The sequence below is a fragment of the Variovorax sp. CF079 genome, assembly GCF_900101545.1.
GTDB lineage: Bacteria > Pseudomonadota > Gammaproteobacteria > Burkholderiales > Burkholderiaceae_C > Variovorax.
Window position 1 is genome coordinate 250,567 of record NZ_FMZU01000006.1, and the last position, 21,477, is coordinate 272,043.

The 21,477-nt window shown below is 67.5% G+C and carries 20 protein-coding genes; 7 read left to right on the top strand and 13 right to left on the bottom strand.

Annotated elements, in window-relative coordinates; translation table 11 throughout:
• The first annotated feature begins 60 nt into the window (after window positions 1-60).
• From xylF to BLS74_RS10435, 4 genes are all read left to right on the top strand, one after another.
• Window positions 61-1,083, top strand: a complete 1,023-nt coding sequence (xylF, locus tag BLS74_RS10420) for a D-xylose ABC transporter substrate-binding protein (RefSeq protein ID WP_093105349.1) — start codon at window positions 61-63, stop codon at window positions 1,081-1,083.
• 4 nt (window positions 1,084-1,087) lie between these two features.
• Complete coding sequence (locus tag BLS74_RS10425; RefSeq protein ID WP_093105352.1) at window positions 1,088-2,275, top strand: sugar ABC transporter permease; 1,188 nt, start codon at window positions 1,088-1,090, stop codon at window positions 2,273-2,275.
• On the top strand, window positions 2,275-3,051 hold the full coding sequence (locus BLS74_RS10430; RefSeq protein ID WP_093105355.1) for an ATP-binding cassette domain-containing protein: 777 nt from the start codon (window positions 2,275-2,277) through the stop codon (window positions 3,049-3,051). Before BLS74_RS10425 ends, BLS74_RS10430 begins: the two co-directional genes overlap by 1 nt.
• Before the next feature lie 61 nt (window positions 3,052-3,112).
• On the top strand, window positions 3,113-4,276 hold the full coding sequence (locus BLS74_RS10435; RefSeq protein ID WP_093105358.1) for an ROK family transcriptional regulator: 1,164 nt from the start codon (window positions 3,113-3,115) through the stop codon (window positions 4,274-4,276).
• Here BLS74_RS10435 and BLS74_RS10440 read toward each other — a convergent pair.
• Entirely contained in the window at window positions 4,264-5,241 is a 978-nt protein-coding gene (locus tag BLS74_RS10440; RefSeq protein ID WP_093105484.1) for a tripartite tricarboxylate transporter substrate-binding protein, read from the bottom strand. The two genes, BLS74_RS10435 and BLS74_RS10440, sit on opposite strands and share 13 nt — an antisense overlap.
• Before the next feature lie 161 nt (window positions 5,242-5,402).
• On the opposite strand from BLS74_RS10440, the gene BLS74_RS10445 reads away from it, so the two are divergent.
• Window positions 5,403-6,863, top strand: a complete 1,461-nt coding sequence (locus tag BLS74_RS10445) for an NAD-dependent succinate-semialdehyde dehydrogenase (protein ID WP_093105361.1) — start codon at window positions 5,403-5,405, stop codon at window positions 6,861-6,863.
• Between the two features lies 1 nt (window position 6,864).
• On the opposite strand, the gene BLS74_RS10450 is transcribed toward BLS74_RS10445, so the two are convergent.
• The 10 genes from BLS74_RS10450 to argH are packed head-to-tail and all read right to left on the bottom strand — an operon-like array spanning window position 6,865 to window position 16,700.
• Window positions 6,865-7,848 carry an NAD(P)H-quinone oxidoreductase gene (locus BLS74_RS10450; protein WP_093105363.1) on the bottom strand — a complete coding sequence of 328 codons (984 nt, stop codon included), beginning with the start codon at window positions 7,846-7,848 and terminating at the stop codon, window positions 6,865-6,867.
• Between the two features lie 22 nt (window positions 7,849-7,870).
• On the bottom strand, window positions 7,871-8,740 hold the full coding sequence (locus BLS74_RS10455) for a transporter substrate-binding domain-containing protein (protein WP_093105366.1): 870 nt from the start codon (window positions 8,738-8,740) through the stop codon (window positions 7,871-7,873).
• A gap of 36 nt (window positions 8,741-8,776) precedes the next feature.
• Window positions 8,777-9,550 (bottom strand): class II aldolase/adducin family protein, encoded by a 774-nt coding sequence (locus BLS74_RS10460; protein ID WP_093105369.1) that lies wholly within the window; start codon window positions 9,548-9,550, stop codon window positions 8,777-8,779.
• A gap of 12 nt (window positions 9,551-9,562) precedes the next feature.
• On the bottom strand, window positions 9,563-10,966 hold the full coding sequence (locus tag BLS74_RS10465) for an MmgE/PrpD family protein (RefSeq protein WP_093105371.1): 1,404 nt from the start codon (window positions 10,964-10,966) through the stop codon (window positions 9,563-9,565).
• Window positions 10,963-11,871, bottom strand: a complete 909-nt coding sequence (locus BLS74_RS10470) for a polysaccharide deacetylase family protein (protein WP_093105374.1) — start codon at window positions 11,869-11,871, stop codon at window positions 10,963-10,965. Before BLS74_RS10470 ends, BLS74_RS10465 begins: the two co-directional genes overlap by 4 nt.
• On the bottom strand, window positions 11,868-12,746 hold the full coding sequence (locus tag BLS74_RS10475; RefSeq protein WP_093105375.1) for a polysaccharide deacetylase family protein: 879 nt from the start codon (window positions 12,744-12,746) through the stop codon (window positions 11,868-11,870). Before BLS74_RS10475 ends, BLS74_RS10470 begins: the two co-directional genes overlap by 4 nt.
• Window positions 12,747-12,751: 5 nt before the next feature.
• Window positions 12,752-13,582: an ABC transporter substrate-binding protein gene (locus BLS74_RS10480; RefSeq protein WP_093105378.1), complete on the bottom strand. Its 831-nt coding sequence runs from the start codon at window positions 13,580-13,582 to the stop codon at window positions 12,752-12,754.
• A 33-nt stretch (window positions 13,583-13,615) separates the two neighbouring features.
• A complete protein-coding gene (locus BLS74_RS10485; protein ID WP_093105380.1) occupies window positions 13,616-14,389 on the bottom strand; it encodes an amino acid ABC transporter ATP-binding protein in 774 nt (257 codons plus the stop codon).
• Window positions 14,390-14,391: 2 nt separating this feature from the next.
• Window positions 14,392-15,267: an amino acid ABC transporter permease gene (locus tag BLS74_RS10490; protein ID WP_093105382.1), complete on the bottom strand. Its 876-nt coding sequence runs from the start codon at window positions 15,265-15,267 to the stop codon at window positions 14,392-14,394.
• Window positions 15,261-16,700 carry an argininosuccinate lyase gene (gene argH, locus BLS74_RS10495; RefSeq protein WP_093105384.1) on the bottom strand — a complete coding sequence of 480 codons (1,440 nt, stop codon included), beginning with the start codon at window positions 16,698-16,700 and terminating at the stop codon, window positions 15,261-15,263. The genes BLS74_RS10490 and argH overlap by 7 nt, the downstream gene beginning before the upstream one ends.
• 175 nt (window positions 16,701-16,875) lie before the next feature.
• Here argH and gcvA point away from each other — a divergent pair, with 175 nt between their 5' ends.
• Complete coding sequence (gene gcvA / locus BLS74_RS10500) at window positions 16,876-17,817, top strand: transcriptional regulator GcvA (protein WP_244503824.1); 942 nt, start codon at window positions 16,876-16,878, stop codon at window positions 17,815-17,817.
• Window positions 17,818-17,835: 18 nt separating this feature from the next.
• Here gcvA and speB read toward each other — a convergent pair whose 3' ends face one another.
• Window positions 17,836-18,813 carry an agmatinase gene (speB, locus tag BLS74_RS10505; protein WP_093105386.1) on the bottom strand — a complete coding sequence of 326 codons (978 nt, stop codon included), beginning with the start codon at window positions 18,811-18,813 and terminating at the stop codon, window positions 17,836-17,838.
• 121 nt (window positions 18,814-18,934) lie between these two features.
• Here speB and BLS74_RS10510 point away from each other — a divergent pair, with 121 nt between their 5' ends.
• A complete protein-coding gene (locus BLS74_RS10510) occupies window positions 18,935-19,903 on the top strand; it encodes a 2-hydroxyacid dehydrogenase (RefSeq protein ID WP_212733653.1) in 969 nt (322 codons plus the stop codon).
• Window positions 19,904-19,939: 36 nt separating this feature from the next.
• Here the strand turns inward: BLS74_RS10510 and BLS74_RS10515 are convergent, their stop codons facing one another.
• A complete protein-coding gene (locus BLS74_RS10515; RefSeq protein ID WP_170855564.1) occupies window positions 19,940-21,400 on the bottom strand; it encodes a cysteate racemase in 1,461 nt (486 codons plus the stop codon).
• Window positions 21,401-21,477: the final 77 nt, after the last annotated feature.

The following is a 21,477-nucleotide window of genomic DNA, read 5'->3' on the forward strand; positions in this document are numbered from 1 at the left end:
GGCCGCCGTCCGGCGCGGTGGACATAGTTCGTCCCTCGAACTAATTCGGAGACCCTGCACATGAAGCTCGACCGCACCCTGACCGCCCTGGCTCTCGCCCTGTCCGCTTTCGGCGCCTCTGCGCAAACGGTGGTCGGCGTGAGTTGGTCCAATTTCCAGGAGGAGCGCTGGAAGACCGACGAGGCCGCGATCAAGGCGCAGTTGGAGAAGCTGGGCGCCAAGTACATCAGCGCCGACGCCGGCGGTTCGCCCGAGAAGCAGCTCGGCGACATCGAAGGCCTGATGTCCAAGGGCGCCAAGGCGCTGATCGTGCTCGCGATGGACAAGGACGCCATCCTGCCGGCGGTCAACAAGGCCACCCGGCAGAAGGTGCCGGTGGTGGCCTACGACCGGCTGATCGAAGCGCCCGGCGTCTTCTACATCACCTTCGACAACGTCGAGGTCGGCCGCATGCAGGCGCGCGCCGTCTACAAGGTGCAGCCCAAGGGCAACTACGTGTTCATCAAGGGCTCGCCCACCGATCCCAACGCCAACTTCCTGCGCGCCGGCCAGCAGGAGATCGTCGCCGAGGCCGTGAAGAAGGGCGACATCAAGATCGTCGGCGACGAATACACCGATGGCTGGAAGCCCGAAGTCGCGCAGAAGAACATGGAGCAGATCCTCACCAAGGTCAGCAACAAGGTCGATGCGGTGGTGGCGGCCAACGACGGCACCGCCGGCGGCGCGGTGGCGGCGCTCACGGCCAAGGGCATTCGCGGCATTCCGGTATCGGGCCAGGACGCCGACTTCGCGGCGCTCAACCGCGTCGCGCTCGGCACCCAGACCGTGACGGTGTGGAAGGACTCGCGCGAGCTCGGCCGCGAGGCCGCCTCCGCCGCGATCGCCCTGACCCAGGGCAAGACGCCGGAGAAGGCCGCCAACTGGAGCGGCGGCGAGAAGAAGGTCGCGATCTCGTCGCGCCTCCTCACGCCGGTGCCGATCACGCGCGACAACCTCGACGTGGTGGTCAAGGAAGGCTGGATCAAGAAGGCCGAGCTCTGCAAGGGCGTGTCTGGCGACAAAGCCCCGGCCGCCTGCAAATAGGGCTATGAGTCAGTCCCCGGGGCTGTGGCGCAGGAGCGGCATCGACCTGCGCCTGCTCCTGATGAGCGTGCTGCTGGTGGTGATGGCCATCGTCTTCCACGTGCTCTCGGGCGGCGTCTTCCTGTCGCCCGAGAACCTCTACAACATCGCGCAGCAGACCGCCGTGGTGGGCATCGTCGCGACCGTGATGGTGCTGGTCATCGTCGCGCGCCACATCGATCTCTCGGTCGGCTCGGTGATGGGCTTCGTCGGCGTGCTGGTCGCCTACCTGCAGTACACGTCGGGCTGGTCCTGGCCGGCGGCCTGCCTCGCGGGCCTGGCGGTCGCGCTCCTGGTCTCGCTCTACCAGGGCGGGCTCACCGCGATGCTGGGCGTGCCTTCCTTCGTGGTCACCTTGGGCGGCCTCATGTCCTTCCGCGGCGCCGCCTTCCTGGTGGCCGACGGCAAGACGCAGCCGGTCAACGACGAGTTCTTCCAGCGCCTGGGCGGCGGCTACGACGGCGGCATCGGCACCACGGCCACCTGGGTGCTGGCTGCGGTCGTGGGCGTGGTGCTGTTCGCGCGCAAGCTGCAGCAGCGGCGCGCGCGCCAGCGCCACGAGATGCCCGTCGAGCCGCTGTGGCTGGACCTGCTGCTCACGGCCGTGCCGGTGGCCGTCGTGTTCGCCTTCGCCGCAACGATGAACAGCTACCAGATCTCGTCGAAGACCGAGCCGCAGGGCATCCCGATCCCGGTGCTGATCTGGGCCGTGGTCGCGGTCGTGCTGTCCTTCATCGTGCATCGCACGCGCTTCGGGCGCTACGTGTTCGCGATGGGCGGCAACCCGGACGCGGCCGCGCTGGTCGGCATCCCGGTCAAGCGCGTGACGATGCTGCTGTTCGCCCTGCTCGCGGTGCTGGTGACGGTGGCCGCGATCGTCTCCATCGCGCGGCTCAACGCCGGCACCAATTCGCTCGGCAGCGGCATGGAGCTCTACGTGATCGCGGCGGCCGTCATCGGTGGCGCTGCGCTCGCCGGCGGCAGCGGCTCGATCTTCGGCTCGGTGCTGGGCGCGCTGATCATGCAGTCGCTCGACAGCGGCATGCTGCTGCTGGACGTGCAGATCGGCAAGCGTATGGTGATCATCGGGCAGGTGCTGATCGTCGCGGTCGTCTTCGACGTGCTCTACCGCAAATACTTTGGAGAGCGTTGATGAGCGCCGCGACACAACCCCTGGTCGAGCTGCGCGACATCCACAAGGCCTTCGGCGGCGTTAAAGCGGTGGACGGCGTCAGCGTCAACCTCTATGCCGGCGAGGTGGTCGCGCTCCTGGGCCACAACGGCGCCGGCAAGTCCACGCTGATGAAGATGCTCGCCGGCGCCTACCCGGTCGACTCGGGCGAAACGCTGATCGCAGGCGAGCAGGTCCACATCCGCACGCCTTCGGAGGCCCAGGCGCAGGGCATCGAGACCATCTACCAGACGCTCGCGCTGGCCGACAACCTCGACTCGGTCTCCAACCTCTTCCTCGGCCGCGAGAAGCTCACGCCCTGGCGCACGCTGGACGACCACTTCATGGAGAACCAGGCGCGCAAGGTGTTCCAGCGCCTGAACAAGAACTTCACCAACATCCGCGTGCCGGTGCGGCGCCTGTCGGGCGGCCAGCGGCAGGTGGTCGCGATCTCGCGGGCCCTGTACTTCAACGCCCGTATCCTGATCATGGACGAACCCTGCGCCGCGCTGGGCCCGGAAGAAACCGCGATGGTCGGCAGGCTGGTGAAGCAGCTCAAGGCCGACGGCGTGGGCATCTTCCTGATCACCCACGACATGCCCGATGTGTTCGGCTTGAGCGACAGGCTGGCCGTGATGAAGAACGGCCGCCTGGTCGGCACCTACCGCACGGCCGACGTGACCGAGGACGAGGTGCTGGGAATGATCATTGCGGGCAAGCGGCCAGAAGGCAAGGTGCAGGCCGAACACGCCGGATGAGCGTCGCACCGGGCCGCCCCAAGCAAGCTCGCACCGCAGTGCGAAGCACGAAGGTTACTTGATGACCACGATAGGCGACCAGCAGCTGGTCAGGCGCATCAACCGCAGCGTGCTGCTGCGCCTCCTGCGCGCCAAGCCAGGGCTGTCGCGTGCGCGGCTGGCGGCCGAGAGCGGGCTCACCAAGTCCACTGTGAGCCTGCTCGTGCGCGAGCTGCTCGAGGATGGCTGGCTGCGCGAGGCTGGCGCGGCCGTCGCCGACGGACTGGGGCGGCCCTCGATCCCCCTGCAGATCCACGCCGGCGTGCGGGCTTTGGTCGGTGTCGAGATCGCGGTCGAGACCTTGCGTGTGGTGTGCGTCTCGCTTCTGGGCGAACTGCTCCATTCGGAAGCCTGGCCCTTGCACGAGCATGCGCCGCGCGCGGTATGCCGGCAGGTCGCGCGCATGGTGGCCGCCGCACACCGGCACCTGAGCGCCGCGGGGCTTCAGCCCTCGGGCATCGGCGTCGGCGTGCCCGGCGCGGTGGACGATGCGACCGGCCAGGTGCGCTTCGCCCCCAACCTCGGGTGGCGGGAGGTCAGCTTGCTGCCGGGCCTGGTCGAGGCGCTGGCGCAGGAGGGCATCGCGGATGTGCCGGTCCAGCTGCAGAACGATGCCGACGCGGCGGCGCTGGGCGAGTACGAGTTCGCGGGCGGCGAGGGCGAGGACCCGCTGGTCTTCGTGAGCTGCGATGTGGGTGTGGGCGCCGGCGTGGTGCTCAACGACCGCCTCTTCACCGGCGCGCACGGCATGGCGGGCGAGATCGGCCACACCATCCTGCAGGTGGAGGGGCCGCTGTGCTCCTGCGGCCGGCGCGGCTGCGCCGAGGCCTTCCTCGGCTCGCGCGTGCTGGGCAGGGGCGCCGACGCCGCGCGGCGCGGCGCGGCCTTCCTGGGCGTGCTGCTCCAGAACCTCTGGGTCACCTTCGAGCCGCGCGCGATCGTGGTTGGCGGCCAGTCATGCCAGGCGAATCCGCAACTGCTGGACGGGGCGATCGAGGTGGTGCGGCGCTATGCCGAGAGTGCCGGCATGCCGCCACCGGTGGTGCGCGGGGCGCGCCATGGGGAATGGGCGCCGGCGGTTGGGGCGGCAGCACTCGCCTTGCACGAGTACCTGCGGCCGCTCCATCCGGATTCGAAGGCACGGCGCGAGCGCGCCGTGCGAGGGAATCAATTTCAGTCGGCGTAGACGCCGGCAGCCTTGATGATCGGGCTCCACTTGGCGATTTCGGCGGCGACGAACTTCTTGTGCTCGCCCGGCTCGACGCGGCTGTCGGCGGTCACCACGGCGCCCAGGCCTTCCTGCTTCTTGATGAAGTCCGGATCCTTCAGCGCGACCTTGAGCGCATCGTTGAGCTTCTTGGTCACCGCGGCCGGCGTGCCCTTGGGCGCGTAGAGGCCGTGCCAGATCGTGATCTGGAAGTCCTTCAGCCCCGATTCCTGCAGCGTCGGCAGGTCCTTGAGCAGCGGCGTCGTCAGGCGCTTCGAGGTGGTCACGGCGTAGGCCTTGACCTTCTTGGCTTCGATCTGCGGCGAGGTGTTGGTGGTCTGGTCGCACAAGAGGTCGATCTGGCCGCCGATCAGGTCGGTGATCGCGGGCGCCGTGCCCTTGTAGGGCACCGGCGTCATTTCGGTCTTGGTCGCGCTCTGGAAGAGCAGGCCGCACAGGTGCGAGGCCGAGCCCACGCCCGCGTTGCCGAGGTTGATCTTGCCCTTGTTCTCCGCAATCCAGGCGGTGAGCTCCTTGTAGTTGTTCGCCTTCATGCTGGGCTTGGCGATCAGCGTCATCGGCACGTCGTTGACGATGCCCAGGTATTCGAAGTCGCTCTCCACCTTGAAGGGCACGTTGCGCACCAGGGTCGGGACGGTCGCCATGCCGATGTGGTTCAAAAGCAGCGTGTAGCCGTCCGGATTGGCGCGCGCCACCTTGGCGGCACCGATCGAGCTGCCGGCGCCGGGCACGTTGTCGACCACGATGCTGACGCCGCCCAGGGGCTTGCGCAGCGCCTCGGCCAGGTCGCGCGCGACGCGGTCGGTCGGGCCACCGGCGGAGAAGGGCACCACGATGCTGATGGGCTTGCTGCCCGGGAAATCCTGGGCGTGGACGCCGACGACCGCGGCGGCAATGGCCGTGAAGGCTAGCAGTTTTTTCATGGTCATTCCGTGTTCAATCCGAGTTCAAGGGCCGCGATCTTATCGGGTGCGGATGGCCGGACGAATACCGGATTGCCCTTAAGGGATACCGCCGTCCACCTGTTTACAGGCAGCCGCCGTGGTTATCGTGGTCCCTGGAACCCGAGACTAGGAGCACAGGCATGCTGAAACTGAAGGATCCGACCCTGCTGCGCCAGCAGGTTTTCGTCGCCGGCGAATGGGCGGACGCGGACAGCCGCGAAACCATCCCCGTCACCAACCCCGCCAACGGCGAGCAGATCGGCACCGTGCCGAAGTGCGGCACCGCCGAAACCGTGCGCGCGATCGCCGCCGCGGAAACGGCCCAGCGCAACTGGGCCCGGCGCCCCGCCAAGGAACGCTCGGCCATCCTGCGCAAGCTCAACGACCTGATGCTGGCCAATGTCGACGACCTGGCGCTCATCATGACCACCGAGCAGGGCAAGCCGCTGGCCGAGAGCAAGGGCGAGATCGCCTACGCGGCCTCCTTCATCGAATGGTTCGCCGAAGAAGCGCGCCGCGTCTACGGCGACACGATCCCCACCCCGCAGGCCGATCGCCGCATCCTCGCGTTGAAGCAGCCGGTCGGCGTGACGGCCGCCATCACGCCCTGGAACTTCCCGGCCGCCATGCTCACGCGCAAGGCCGGCCCGGCGCTGGCCGCGGGCTGCTCGATGGTGGTCAAGCCCGCGACGCAGACGCCGTTCTCGGCCCTGGCCTTCGCCGAGCTCGCCGACCGCGCCGGCTTGCCCAAGGGGCTGCTGTCGGTGCTCACCGGCTCCGCCTCCCAGATCGGCGGCGAGATGACGAGAAGCCCTATCGTGCGCAAGCTCACTTTCACCGGCTCCACCGAAGTCGGCCGCACGCTGATGAAGCAGTCGGCCGACACCATCAAGAAGCTCTCGCTCGAGCTCGGCGGCAACGCGCCCTTCATCGTCTTCGACGATGCCGACATCGATGCGGCGGTCGAAGGCGCGATGGTCTCCAAGTACCGCAACACCGGCCAGACCTGCGTCTGCGCCAACCGCATCTACGTGCAGCGCGGCGTGCTCGAGGCCTTCACCGAGAAGCTGGTGGTCAAGGTCCATGCGCTGAAGGTCGGCGCCGGCACCGAGCCCGGCGTGACGCAGGGCCCGCTGATCGACGACAAGGCGGTGGCCAAGATCGAGGAGCATGTGGCCGATGCGGTGAAGAAGGGCGGCAAGGTCCTGGCCGGCGGAAAACGCCACGCACTCGGCGGCAACTTCTACCAGCCCACCGTGATCGGCGGCGCGACGCCCGGGATGCTGGTGGCGCACGAAGAAAGCTTCGGCCCGCTGGCGCCGATCTTCGCCTTCGACACCGAGGCCGATGCGATCGCCGCGGCCAACGACACCGAGTTCGGCCTGGCCTCGTACTTCTACAGCCGCGACGTCGGCCGCATCATGCGCGTGGCCGAGCAACTGGAGGCCGGCATCGTGGGCGTGAACACCGGCCTGATCTCCACCGCCGAGGCGCCCTTCGGCGGCGTCAAGCAGTCGGGGCTCGGACGCGAAGGCTCGAAGTACGGGCTCGACGAGTTCCTCGAGATCAAGTATGTATGCCTGGCGGGGCTGGACAAGTAGCTCAATCCTTCATGCGCACGACGATCTTGCCGACATGCCGGCCTTCTTCCATGTATCGATGGGCATCGCTCATGCGGTCCAGGGGAAACATGCGGTCGATGACGGGAGAGATCCGGCCTGCCGCGACATGAGGCCACAGCGCGCGCCGGACGCCTGAGACGATCCGTGCCTTGGCCGCCAGCGGCCGGTCGCGCAAGGAGGTGGTGAAAAGAGAGCCGCGCTTGCCCATCATCTTGCCGAGCGGTATCTGTCCATCCCGGCCGCTTTGCAAGCCGATCATGGCGATGCGGCCATCGGGCGCGAGGGCGTCTATGTTCCTCGGCAGGTACGAGGCGCCCATGTTGTCGAGGATCACATCCGCGCCCCGGCCGCCGGTTTCCTTCTTCACCACGGCGACGAAGTCCTCCGTTCGGTACGAGATGGCGCGCTCGGCGCCGAGCGCCACGCAGCGCTCGAGCTTGTCGGCGCTCCCCGCTGTGGCGAACACGCGTGCATTCAAGGCCCGCGCCGTTTGAATGGCGAAGGTGCCGATGCCTCCCGCCCCGCCATGAACCAGAAGAACCTCTGCGGCGCAGAGCCCGGAAATGTCGAGCAGGTTGGACCACACCGTGCAGGCCGCTTCGGGCAATGCCGCCGCATCCACCAGATCCACGATCGGCGGGACGGGCAGCAGCTGGGTTGCCGGCGCGCAGACACGCTCTGCGTAGGCCCCGCCTGCAACCAGCGCGCACACGCGGTCTCCGACCGCCCAATCCGCCACGTCCGGGCCGATCTCGAGAATCGTTCCGGAGCACTCGATGCCCAGAACTGCCGGCAAGGTCGTCGGCGTGCCGTAGCTTCCGCGCCGCTGCAGCAGGTCGGCGAAGTTCAACGCCGTCGCATGGACATCGATGACGACCTCCCCTGCGCGCGGACGAGGATCCGCAAGCCCGGCAAGCGACAGGACTTCCGGCTCGCCGGTGCGATCAAGAACTACCGCACGCATCTTCGCTCCTGCTGCAATACCATCAATTGCCCGCGTCGATCGTGACTTCCGCGAGCGCCTGCCGCCCGATGCCGTACTTCTGCAGCACCTGCTTGTAGCTCCCGTTCTTGATGGCAGCAGTCACGGCTGTCGCGACCGCGTCCCGCAGGGCAGGCTCGTTCTTGTCGAAGGCAAAGCCGAACAGCGTCTTGTTCAGGGGCTCGCCGACCAGGGCGTAGACGCCGGGCTCCTCATTCATCAGATAGGAGACGTACTCCGGGCCGAGAACCGCCGCGTCCAGCCGGCCCTGCTTGAGGTCGAGACGCGTCGCCGTGGCGCCGGCGGTTCCGTTGACCGTGGAGGCGGCCTTGCCCGCGCCGACGCAGTTCTTGTCGCTCCAGGCGATGGTCACCGGGTAGTAGCTGGTGGTCCGCGGCACGCCCACGGTCTTGCCGCAAAGATCGCCGGCGGCCTTGAGCGAATCCTTCTTGCCGCTGGTCGTGAAAGGCTGCGCGCCGGTGGCGAGGTAGTCGACGAATGTGAGTTTCTCGCGCCGCGAAGGCAGGTCCGTGAACGCCGTGCCGATCATGTGGATGCGGCCGGTCGCCAGCGAGGGCGAGAGCTGTTCGAAACTCATCTCCTCCCATTGCACCGAGACGCCCAGTTCCTTGGCGATGATTTCCACCAGCTCGACATTCACGCCGATGCGCTTGTTGGACTGGGGATCCTTGTAAGCCATCGGCGGATAGGTCGACTCGATGCCGACGACGAGGGTGCGCGTGGCCTTGATCTTTTCCGACAGAGGCGTTGCTGCGATCTGCGCCAGGGCGGCCGGCGGTCCCGACAGCGCCAGGCCGATGCCTGCGCACAGCGTGCACGCCCGAAGCGCGTGGACAAGGGAGGAGTGCTTCATTGCTGCGATTTCCTTTTTGTGGATGGGTTCGTTTCTTCAGGCCTGGTACTGGCCCGCCTGGGCCTCGATGAGCCGGCGCGCCGCCTGCCAGGTCAACTGCACGATCTCGGCGGACTCCCCGCTTTCGAACTGCTCGGCCGTCAAGGCCTGCACTTCGACGGGCGGTGTGCGAATCGGCATGCCACCCGCGAGCGCGTTCACCTGGATCTGGCACGCCCGCTCCAGGAACCAGAGTTCATGGAAGGCGTCGGCCACGGTGGCGCCGCCGACCAGCAAGCCGTGGTTGCGCAGGATCATTGCGTTGCAGCGCCCCAGGTCTGCGACCAGGCGCTCGCGTTCTCCGAGCTCGAGCGCGATGCCCTCGTAGTCGTGGTAGGCCAGCCGCCCGTGGAACTTCAGCGCGTGCTGACTGATGGGCAGCAGCCCCGCTTCCTGTGCCGACACCGCCGCGCCCGCAGCGGTATGGGTGTGGATCACCCAGTGCAGGTCGGCGCGCGCCGCGTGCACGGCCGAGTGGATCGTGAAGCCGGCCCTGTTGATGCGGAAGCGCGCATCGGGCGCACCGTGCGCACGCCCGTCGACCACGTTGCCGTCGAGATCGATCTTCACGAGATCGGAGGCGCGCATCTCCTCGAACAGCAGGCCGTAGCGGTTGATGAGAAAGTGCGCCTCCGGGCCCGGCACGCGCGCAGAGATGTGCGTGTCGATCAGGTCGGTCATGCGAAAGTGCGCGACCAGCCGGTACAGCGCCGCGAGTTCGCAGCGCGTCGCCCATTCCTCGTGGCCGATTCCTTCGGGAGGGTTATTCATGGGGTGTTCCTCTCAGCGAATCAACTCGTGCCGTTCGGACTGGCCGGCCAGGAGAGGCAGCAGCGCGCGGGCATCGTCGAGCTCGTCGAGGTGAAGGACGCGATCGGCCAGCGCATCGGCTTGCTCGGCCGGCAGCGCAATGGCGGCCAGTTCACTGAACTTCGCGCGCAGCGCGGCATCGCTCAATGGGTTGGCGGGTGCGCCGAGCGCAATCGGCACGTGATGCGAAACGCTCGCGCCACGCTGGGGCGTGACGCTGACCACCGGCTCGTCCAGCGCGGCCATCTCCGGGTCGACGTGCAGGCGGACCAGTGACATCGCGGCACTCAGGCGCGCATCCTTGCGTGCCGGCGCGAGATAGCGCGCGAGGCCGGCGTCGCCGAACACCCAGGCGATGGCGATCGCGTACGGCATGCTCATCTGCGCACTGGAGAGCGAGGCCAGGTCGCGCCCGCCGCACATGTCGTGCACGAACGCGCTGAGGCGCACGTCGATGCGGCCCACCTGCTGCGCCAGCCCCGGATTCGCCGCCATCAGATGCAGCACGGCGTCGATGGTCGAATGATTGCTGCGGCACGAAGCATGCGGTTTGATCGAGCAGCGCATCAGCTTCCAGACGCTGCCCGCCTCGGCCAGCAAGGCCTCGGGTTGCTTCGACGCGGACGCGAAGGCGTTGAAGAAGCCGCCCCACACATCGTCGAACACCTGCGTCGGACCGCTGACGCCCTGTGCCGCGAGCAAGGCTGCCGTGAGCCCGCCTTCCGCCGCCCGCCCGGCATGAAGGCGCTTGGTTTGCGATGCGTCGTGAATGAAAGCCCACAGCCCGCTGCTGAAGCTGGCGGCATGGCCGAATGCGGCCGCGGTCTCTGCCGCGTCGAGTCCCAGCAGATGACTTGCTGCTGCAGCAGCGCCGAAGGTGCCGCAGGTGGCGGTCGAATGCCAGCCCTTGCCGTTGTGCGCCGAATAGCCGCCGCAGGCCTCGAGCACGCGCCGTCCTATGTCGTATCCCAGCACGACGGCGGTGATGAGATCGCGGCCGGAGACAGGCCGGGGCCGCGCGCGCCCGGCCGGCACGGTCAAGGCCGCGATGGCCGCGGGCAGCACGACGGCGCCCGAATGGTCGCAACCGCCGGTGTCGTCGAGCTCCAGCGCATGCGCTGCCACGCCATTGGCGAAGGCCGCGTCGCGTGCACCCAGCGAACGCGTCGTGCCCCACACCGGCGATGTTCCGGCACTGGGTTCGGCGCCGAGCATCTGCTGCACTTGGCGCGGCTCGAACGCGGCAGCGCCGGCCAGCGTCGCGCCGAAGGTATCGAGGATGTGGCGTTTGGCGCGCGCCACCACCTCGGCAGGCAGGTCGTCGTAGCGCGTGCCGGCGCAGAAGTGCGCCAGCTGCAGGGAAATGCTGTCGCTCATGGTGCGACGGAAGCTTCGTGAAGCGGTGAGAAGACGTCGACCGGATGGCCGGCCTCGTTCCCGGTGTGACGGCTGCTCCACCACGCGGCGACATCCCGTCCCGTCGCGACCCACACGTCGTCGTGCGCCAGCACGCCGGCGAGGAATTCGCGCAGCAGGTCGATGCGTCCCGCCGTGCCGATGATCTCGGGATGCAGGCGCAAGGGAAGGCACAGGCCGAAGCGGCGGAAGCCCGCGAAGTCCTGCTGCCAGTTGCCCAGCACCTCGCGGTACGACGCGATGCGCGGCTGGCCCACCGGCACCGGCGGATAGAGGTTGAAGGCGAAGTAGGGCTCGTCTTCCAGTTCGTAGTGGAGCGGAATCTCAACCAGCGCCTGCGCGGCATCGCCCGAGGGCGGATGCAGATAGGGCAGGTCGTCGCCGCGCCAGGACGAAGACCACCGGATGCCCGCCGCGCGCAGCTGCTGCGTGAAGCCTGGCGCCCAGTTGCCGAAGGGCGAGCGAAAGCCCACCGGCGCCTCGCCGATGACCTCGGCCAGCACGGCCTGCGCGGACAGCAGGCTGTCGCGTTGCTGCGCCAGGCTCAGCGCGTCGAAGTTCTCGCAGCCGAAGGATGCGTTGCCGATCTCGTGACCGGCCTCGTGAATGCGTCGCACCGTCGCGCGATGTTCGAGCGCGACGCTGCCGGGCACGAACCAGCTCGCGCCGAGCTTGAACTCCTCCAGCACGCCGAGCAGCCGGTCCACGCCGCGCCTGGCGCCGTACTGCCACACCGACAGGCTCTTCTCGCGCCCCGTCATCCGCGGCTCCTGCGCAAGGATGCCGGCAGTGTCGAAGAAGTCGACCGTGACGACGAAGGCCATCCGCTTGCCCTCGGGCCAGTGGCTGCGTGCCGGCGGCTTCATGCGAGCACCCTCGCGCCGGCATGCTGCTCGCGCCACCACTGCGCGACCTCGCCGCAACGGGCGAACCACACGCCTTCGCGGCTGCGCATGTGCTGGCACAGGCGTTCCAGCAGCAGGATGCGTCCGGGCTTGCCCGAGACCTTCGGATGGAACAGCGTCGTCATGCACAGGCCGTCGCGGTGCGAGCCGTCGAACTCGCGGCGCCAGTTGTCGAAGGTGGCGTCGTAGCTCGCGATGCGGTCGAGGCCGGCGGGATAGTCGGGGTTGCGCTGGTAGGCCAGCGATGCGTAGTCGTCCAGCTCCCAGCGGCCCGGGATCTCCACCAGGCTGCGGCCGCTGGCCGCATGCTCGATGAAGTAGGGCCGGTCATCGCCGCGCATGGAACTCGAATAGCGCACGCCGGCGTCGAGCAGGATCTCGATCGTGTCCGCGCCCCAGTCGCCCGAGGGTGTGCGAAAGCCGGCGGGCGTGAGGGCCAGGTGCTTGCGGAACAGCGCGAGCGACAGCGCCATCACTTCCTGCTGGCGCTCGCGCGTCAGCTGCCAGAAGGCCTCATGCCGGTGGCCGTGGTAGCCGATCTCGTGGCCGCGTTCGACGATGGCGCGGATCTGCGCCGGCCAGTTCTCGAGCACCCAGGTCGGCACGAAGAAGGTCGCCGGCATGCGGTACTCGTCGAGCATGTCCAGTAGATAACCGACGGCGCGCCACGGGCCGTAGGCGCCGAGCGTGAAGAAGGAAGGATTGCGCCAGATCGAGCCGTCGAGCATCGCGTTGCCGGTGGGGCCGTCGACATCGAAGGCGAGCGCAACGCTCGATTGCACGCCTTCGGGCCAGAGACGGGACGGTGCGGCGTCGCCGATCGCTTGCACGGGCATGCGCTTCAGTTGGCGCTGTCGATGATCAGCTTGGGCACTGCGTAGTCGGCGAGGCCCCACTTGACGGCGATCTTCGCGTAGCTGCCGTCGGCGATGAGCTTGGTCATGGCCTCGCTCAGCTCGGCCACGAGCGCCTCGTTCTTGCGGCCGATCGCCAGGCCGACGTACTGGAAGGCGAAGGGCTTGCCGACCGTCGCGTACGTGTTCGGCTCCTGTCCCATGATGTAAGGCAGCGTTTCGCCGCCTTGCACCGCCGCGTCGAGGCGGCCCTGGCGCAGCTGGGTGCGCGCGTCGGCCGAGCCGTCGGTGCCCGTCACGATGATCGCCGGCTTGCCGGCCTTCACGCACTGGGCGTCGCTCCACTTGCCGATCTCGACCGGGAACGAGGTGCGGCGGCTCGCGCCCACTTTCTTGCCGCACAGCGCGGTCATGCTGGAGAACTCGGCCGCCCGCGCATTCGTCACGTAGAACTGCGGGCCGGTCTTCAGGTAGTCGATGAACTTGACCGCGTCGCGACGCTCCGGCAAGTCGGTCATGCCGGAAAGAATGATGTCGACGCGGCCGGTGGCGAGCGAGCTCATCATCTGGTCGAAGCTGGTTTCTTCCCATTTGATCGTGGTGCCGAGCTTGGCCGCGAGTGCCTCGCCCAGGTCGATGTCGAAGCCGCTCAGCTTGCCGCTGGCCGGGTCCTTGAACTCGAGCGGCGGGTAGTTGGAGACCACCGCGGCGGAGATCGGCGCGCCCTTGGCGCGTGCGGTTTGTGCCTGCGCCAGCGGCAGGACCAGCGCGAAGGATGCGGCGAGGAGGCTGAGACGTGTGAGTGGGCGGCAAGTCATGCGGGAGCTCCAGAGGTGGTCAAAGAAAAAAAGTCAGCCGCGAACGGCGGAAATGAACTCGCGGGTGCGCGGATGCTGCGGGGCGGACAGGACCTGTGCGGGCGTGCCGGTCTCGACGATCTGCCCCTGGTCCATGAACATCACGCGCGTCGCCACGTCGCGGGCAAAGCCCAGTTCGTGGGTGACGACGACCATGGTCATGCCGCTGGTCGCCAGGTCGCGCATGACCGACAGAACCTCGCCGACCAGCTCGGGGTCGAGCGCCGAGGTGGGCTCGTCGAACAGCATCAGCTGCGGCCGCATCGCCAGCGAGCGGGCGATCGCCACGCGCTGTTGCTGGCCGCCCGAGAGATCGATCGGGAAGGCCTCGCTCTTGTGGGCGAGGCCGACGCGATCGAGCAGCGCGCGCGCTTCGGCGAGCACCTCCTCGCGCGGGCGGCGCTGCACGCGCAGCGGGCCCTCGATCACGTTCTCCAGCGCCGTCATGTGCGGGAACAGGTTGAAGCGCTGGAACACCATGCCGGTCTTCAGGCGCTGGCGGGCGATCTCGGTTTCGGACAGCGCGTAGAGCTTGTTGCCCACCTGGCGAAAGCCGACCAGCTCGCCGTTCACCCAGAGCGCGCCGTCGGTCACGGTTTCGAGCTGGTTGATGCAGCGCAGGAAGGTGCTCTTGCCGGAGCCGGACGGGCCGATGACGCAGAGCACCTCGCCGGCGGCGATGTCGAGCGTGATGCCCTGCAGCGCCTGGAAGTCGCCGAAGCTCTTGCGCACGTCGACCGCGCGCACGATGGGATCGGTATGGCGCATGCTCACTGCCTTGCCGCGGCGCGCCCTGCGCCGCGTGCGTAGTAGGACTCGACGCGCGACTGCAGCAGCGAGAGCACCGTGACCACCACGATGTACCAGATGCCGGCCACGATCAGCAGCTCGATCACGCGGGCGTTGGCGTAGTAGATGTTCTGCGCGTTGTGCAGCATCTCGGCGTACTGGATCACGCTGGCCAGCGAGGTCAGCTTGATCATGCCGACGAACTCGTTGCCGATCGGCGGGATGATCACGCGCATCGCCTGGGGCAGGATCACGCGGCGCAGCGCGAGCAGGCGCGGCATGCCGATCGACTTGGCGGCCTCGTACTGGCCGACGTCGACCGACAGCAGGCCCGCGCGCACCACCTCGGAGGTGTAGGCGCCCTGGTTGATGCCGAGACCCAGCAGCGCGGCGAGGAAAGGCGTCATCAGGTCGACCGTGCGCATCTCCCACAGGCCCGGGATCCCGATGGTCGGGAACACCAGCGCCAGGTTGAACCACAGGAGCAGCTGCAGGATCACGGGCGTGCCGCGAAACAGCCATGTGTAGCCGCGTGCCACCCAGCTCAGCACCGGATTGGCCGACACGCGCATCACCGCGGTGATCACGCCCAGCACGATGCCCAGCCCCATCGCCAGCACGCTCATCACGATGGTGTTGACCAGGCCGGTGAGTATCGATTGCGCCGTGAGGAACTTGCCGACGTACTGCCATTCGATCTTGCCGCGCGCAAAGGCGTTGAGCACGAACAGCAGCGCCACCACGATGAGCGTGGTGGCGATGTAGCGCCCCCAGTAGCGGCGCGGCACATGCTTCAGATGGGAAATGCCGGCCGGCGTGGACGCATCCGGCGGCGCGGTTGCTGCGGCCGTCAGCATCGCGGCCCCGTGTAGTCGGCGATCCACGCGCCATGTTCCGCGAGCCGGGTCTTCAGGCGTGCGATCTGCTCGCGCACGCGCTCCGGCGCGGTGCCGCCCTGGCCGTGGCGCGCCGACACGGCGGCTTCGAGCGTCAGGTGCTCGAGCACTGCGGCCTTGAGCCGCGGGTCGACCTCGGCCAGCAGCAGGGCGGAGACATCGCTCAGTTCGATCTGCTTCGCTTCGCAGGCCTTGACCAGCGCGCCGGTGATCTCGTGCGCTTCGCTGAAAGGCACGCCGTTCACCGCCAGCCAATCCGCCACCTCGGTGGCGAGCGTGAAGCCCAGCGGCGCCTGGCGCTTCAGCTGCTCGACATCGACGCGCATCGTCCGGATCATTCCGGCCATGGCCGGCAGCACCAGCGACAGGGTGTCGATGCTGTCGAAGGCCGCGCTCTTGTCTTCGGCCAGGTCGCGGTTGTAGGCCAGCGGCAGCGACTTCAGGGCAGAGAGCATTCCCGTCAGGTTGCCGATCAGGCGGCCGGCCTTGCCGCGGCTCAGTTCGGCGATGTCGGGGTTCTTCTTCTGCGGCATGATCGAACTGCCGGTGCAGTAGCCGTCGTCCAGCTCCACCCACCGGAACTGCCGCGATGACCACAGGACCACCTCTTCGGACAGGCGCGACAGCTCGACCGTGAGCATGCTGGCGACGAACAGGAACTCGCACACGTGGTCGCGCGCCGCGACCGCGTCGATCGAGTTCTCGCACGGTGCGTCGTAGCCGAGCTCCATCGCCGACAGCTCCGGCGAGCGGCAGATCGCCGAGCCGGCCAGCGCGGCGGCACCGAGCGGCGAACGTGCGCTGCGGCGGTCCCAGTCGATCAGCCGGTCGATGTTGCGGCCGACGGCCTGGGCATGCGCCATCAGGTGATGCGCGAACACGATGGGCTGCGCGGGCTGCAGATGGGTGAAGCCGGTCGACAGCGTGCCGATGTGCAGCTCGGCCTGCGCCACGAGCGCGTGCTGCAGCTCGAGCACGGCGCTGGCGAGGGTGCGCGCCCGGTCGCGCAGGTACAGCTTCAGGTCGTTGGCGGCCTGGTCGTTGCGCGAGCGGCCGGCGCGCAGCTTGCCGCCGATGGCGCCGAGCCGCAGGGTCAGCACGCGCTCGAGGAAGGTGTGCACGTCTTCGTCGGCTTCGGAGGGATGCAGGTCGCCGGCGGCGTACTCGCGCTCGACGGCATCGATGGCCGCGAGGAGCTGGGCCAGTTCGTCGGCCTTCAGCACGCCCGCGCGCTGCAGCTCGCGAGCATGGGCGCGGGAGCCGGCCAGGTCGTACGGCACGAGCCTGAAGAAACTCGGCTCCGATCGCGACAGCGCCTTCAGTGCCGCCGACGGTTCCGACCTGAAACGGGCTCCCCAAAGACGCTGCGTGGCACTCGCTTCTTGCGCTTCCATATCGTTACCACAAAGTGACAATGGGCTGCATCGTAGTAAGAATGACCAGCACTGGAAAACGAGATTAAGAACCGGGTTGCCTGCAAAAAATCTCAGCATCCGGAGGACACGGCCCTGCCGAAACTGCGGGGAAACGAGGGTTGTGGCCTGAACCTTGCTGGCATCCCATCCCCCCATGGACAAACCCACAGAAGAACACTCCGTGCACGACATCGCGAAGCGCCTGGCGGTGCGCAGCCGGCTGCCTCCGCTCAATGCCTTGCGAGCCTTCGATGCCACTGCCCGCCACCTGACCGTGGTCAAGGCTGCCGACGAATTGAGCGTGACGCCGAGCGCTGTCAGCCATCAGCTGCGCACTTTGGAAGACGCACTCGGCGTGCAGCTGTTCACGCGCAACAAGACGCGCCTGAAACTCACTCCCCACGGCGAGGCGTTGCTGCCCTCGATCCGTGCGGCCTTCCAGATGATTGCTTCCGCGGCCGCCAGGCTGGGCGACAGCGTGATGATGGGCGACCTGGTGGTGTCGGTGCCGGTCGGGCTCGCCTCGCGCCTGCTGACGCGTCACATCGGCGAATTCATGGTGGCGCATCCGGAGGTGCGGCTCAAGCTGATCGCCTCCAACGAGGACAAGGAGGTCTACCTGCCCTCGGTCGACCTGTGCATCCGCTACGGCACGGGCATCTGGCCCGAGCGGCAGGTGCGGCTGCTGAGCCATGTCGAGTTGTTCCCCGTCTGCAGCCCCGCGATGATCAACGGGCCGCTGGGAGTGCGCGCGCTCGACGACCTGAAGCATCACATGCTGTTGTGCGAGGACGGCGGCACCGAGTGGACGCGCTGGCTGCTCGCGGCCGGCATGCCGGCCAGCGGCTTTCGCATGACCGAGATGGGCAACGCGCACATCGCGATCGAGGCGGCACTTCATGGCCAGGGCGCGGCCCTGGGCGACAGCCTTCTGGTGGGCGACGACCTGGCCGAAGGCCGGCTCGTGCGGCTGTTCGAGAACCGCATTCCGGCCAAGCACGCGTACTACCTCGTGTGCCGCCACGAAGTGTGCGAGAACCCGCTGGTCGCGGGCTTCACCGATTGGATCCTCGGCAAGGTGCGAACCGGCGAATAGGCGCGCCACGCCTCGGCTTCAGTCGCGGTACACGACGCCGGGCAGCACGCACAGCATCTCGAACGCGAGGTTGGCGCCGACCAGCGCCGTCGTTCCGTGCGGATCGTAGGGCGGCGAGATCTCGACCAGGTCGGCGCCCACCAGGTCGAGGCCACGCAGGCCGCGGATGATCTCCAGGCCCTGGTGCACCGTCAGTCCGCCGATCTCCGGCGTCCCCGTGCCCGGCGCGAAGGCGGGGTCGAGGCCGTCGATGTCGAAGCTGAGGTAGACCGGCCCCTTGCCCACACGCTCCACCACTTCCTTCATCAGCGGGACCAGGCTCTTGTGCCAGCACTCCTCGGCCTGCACCACGCGAAAGCCCTGCTCGCGGCACCAGTCGAAATCGTCGGCGTGGTAGCCGGTGCCGCGCAGGCCGATCTGCACCACGCGCCGGCAGTCGAGCAGGCCCTCTTCCACCGCGCGGCGGAAGGGCGTGCCGTGGGCGATCTTCTCCCCGCCCATGGTGTCGTTCACGTCGGCATGCGCGTCGACGTGGACCACGCCGATCGGGCCGTGGCGCTTGTGCATCGCACGCAGGATAGGAAGCGCGATGGTGTGGTCGCCGCCGATGCTGATGGGGCGACAGCCGTTGGCGATGATGGCGTCGTAGGCCGTGGCGATGCGGTCGATCGAGTCGAAGATGTTGTAGGCGTTGGTGGCCACGTCGCCGATGTCGGCGACCTGCAGCGAGTCGAAGGGCGCGGCGCGCGTTGCCATGTTGTAGGGCCGCAGCAATACGGACTCGCTGCGTACCTGGCGCGGGCCGAAGCGGGCGCCCGAACGGTTGGAGGTGCCGAGGTCGAAGGGCACGCCGACGAAGCAGGCGTCGAGGCCTTCGGTCGTTTCCTGGAAGGGCAGTCGCATCATCGTCGCGATGCCCGCGAAACGCGGCACGGCGTCGCCGCTGAGCGGCTGGTTGAAGCCTGTGCGTTCAGGATGGAGGTGCGAGGATGGCATGAGCGAACCGGGCGATGGGATCGAACGATCATAGGAAGACGCGCGTGCAGCGGACTTCAAAAATCTCAGCATCTCGGCTTAGATTTATTGCGCCGGCTTGGTTCCCTGCTGCCTAGCATTGGTGGATTCGCCCGACGCTCCCTACCGGATGACCGCCACCGCACCCCATATCTTCTTCAGCAGCAACCTCGATTCACCGCAAGCCTGGCGCGAAGCCTTGGCGCGGCACCTCGGCGACTTCAGCTTCACGGTCGGGCCGCATTGCGCGGATCCGGCCGCGATCGATGTCGCATTGGTCTACAAGCCGCCGAAGGAGGGCCTGCTGGCGTTCAGGAACCTGCGTGCCGTGGTTTCGCTGTCGGCCGGCATCAACCAGTTCTCCCCCGCGATGCTGCCTGCGGGCGTGCCCTTGTCGCGGTCGATCGATTCGACGCTCACGCAGCACATGATCGCGTATGCGAAGGCCGCCGTGTACCGCTATCACCGAAGGTTCCACGTGTTCGAGCGCAATTCGCGGGAAAGCGCATGGCGCTTCGAGCTGCCGAAGTCGAATGCCGAGACCACCGTGGGCGTCCTGGGCCTGGGCGAACTCGGTAGCGCCGTCGCCAGCGCGCTGGCCGCCGATGGTTTCGGCGTTCAGGGCTGGAGCCGCAGGGCGAGAGATCTGCCGGGCATCCGGACCCACGCCGGCGACGCCGGCCTGCACGCGATGGCAGCCGGCGTGGACATCGTCATCAATGTCCTGCCGCTGACCGATGCCACCGAGGGCATCCTCTCGGGGCGCTTGTTCGCGAGCTTCAGGCAGGGCGCCTTCCTCATCAACATGGGGCGAGGCGGGCACCTTGTCGAACAGGATCTTCTGAGCGCCCTCGACGAGGGCCGCATCGCCGCGGCCACGCTCGATGTCGTCCAGGTCGAACCCTTGCCCGAGAGGCATCCGTTCTGGGCCCACCCCGGCATCCTGATCACGCCGCACATCGCCGGCATCACCTCGCCAGAATCGGCCGCGCCGCAGATTGCGGAGAACATACGCCGTGCGATGCGAGGCCAAGGCTTGCTGAATCAGGTCGACTGGGCGCGAGGCTACTAGAACAGGTCGACCCGCGCGCGCGGGCGCATGAGAGTTTTAACGTGCGGATTGACTGAATTCGATGCATCGCCGGGCCAGCACTTGGGCCGGGTCAATGACGGGGACCCGCTTGCCCTGGACCTCGTAGTCGAGGTTCTGCTGAATCAGCAGCGGAAGCTCGGTGCATCCCAGAATCACCACCTCTGCACCGCTACGCACCAGGTGCCCGATCGCGTCCTCTACCGCGGCCCGGCAGTGATCGTCCAGGAAGCCTGCCTTGACGCCTCCGGGTCCGTAGATGACCTCCATGATCTGCTGCTGGACGACAGGCTCAGGCGTTGTCACTTGCCGCATCGCGCGTTCGATCTCGTCGTGATAGACGCGGCTCGCAACGGTCCCGGTGGTCGCGAGCAGGCCGATGTTCCTGAGGCCCGCGTACTCCCTCGTGATGAATTCGACCGTCTCCCGCAGCATGTGGACGATCGGGATGTCCAGCATCGGCTGGATGTATTTCACGAACGCATGGGCTGTATTGCAGGGAATCGCGATGATGTCGGCGTCGGCATCCTGCAGCTTCTTGCACGTGGCATACAACGCCAGCGTCGGATCGAGACCATCCCGAATCAGGTATTCGGTGCGGTCTGGAATCTGAGGGTTCTGCTCCACCACGAACTTGAGGTGGTCCTGATCCCGTGCCGCGGGTGTCGCCCGAACCAGGTTGTCAAGAAAGCTGACCGTGGCGGCCGGCCCGACGCCGCCCAGCACACCGATCTTGAACGGCCGCGTTCCGGAGGCATGGTTGGCTTCTGCGGCGAACTCGGCGTAGACCTGGTTCGAGTCGACGACCGCAAGGCCGGCCGCCGCGGCCTTGCTGTGCAAGCTGTCCATTGCGACGCACAGCACGGTACTTCCGACCAGAACCAGTTCAGCGCCCTGATCCGCAAGGTCGTCGTACGCGCGCTCGACAGCCTGAAGATCCGCCGCCGACACTGCATATTCCCCGAGGGATGAGGCACTCAGTGTTTCGATCGTTGCGGTGAGCTCCCGCAACGCCGTGGCGCGCGGGTAGATCAATTCCAGGGCTCCGCCGTCGAAACGGCTTTCGAACAGGCCCAGCGACTTGACCGAAGCCGATGCGAGCACGCCGATTCTTCGCACGCGCGGGTACCGGCTCGACACATGCCTCGCCAAGGCGTCAAGCATGCTCACGATCGGCGTTTCGGAGACCGGTGCCAGCTCGGACGCGAATCGATGGGATTCGATCGTCGGCAGCAACACGCCCGCGAGATCGGTATCGTCCATCCGCCAGATCGAGTCGAAGAGGGCGATCTTGCCGCGCTCGATCTCGGCTTCGCAGGTCGCAGGTGCATCCTCGAATGCCGAATCCGGATCGAGCACGACTCGGTACTTCCGGGGCGCCTGGGCAGCGCAGATCGCTTCCATCTTCGCGGCGATATCGGCCGCCCCGAGATGCTCGGGCGGACCGACGACGAGAAGTGATCGGAGCCTCGGTGTCATGGATGGAGATTCTGGTTGGCGAGACGCCCTTTGTCGCATTGAAAGATGGCTGCAAACCATTAAGTGATCTAATACCC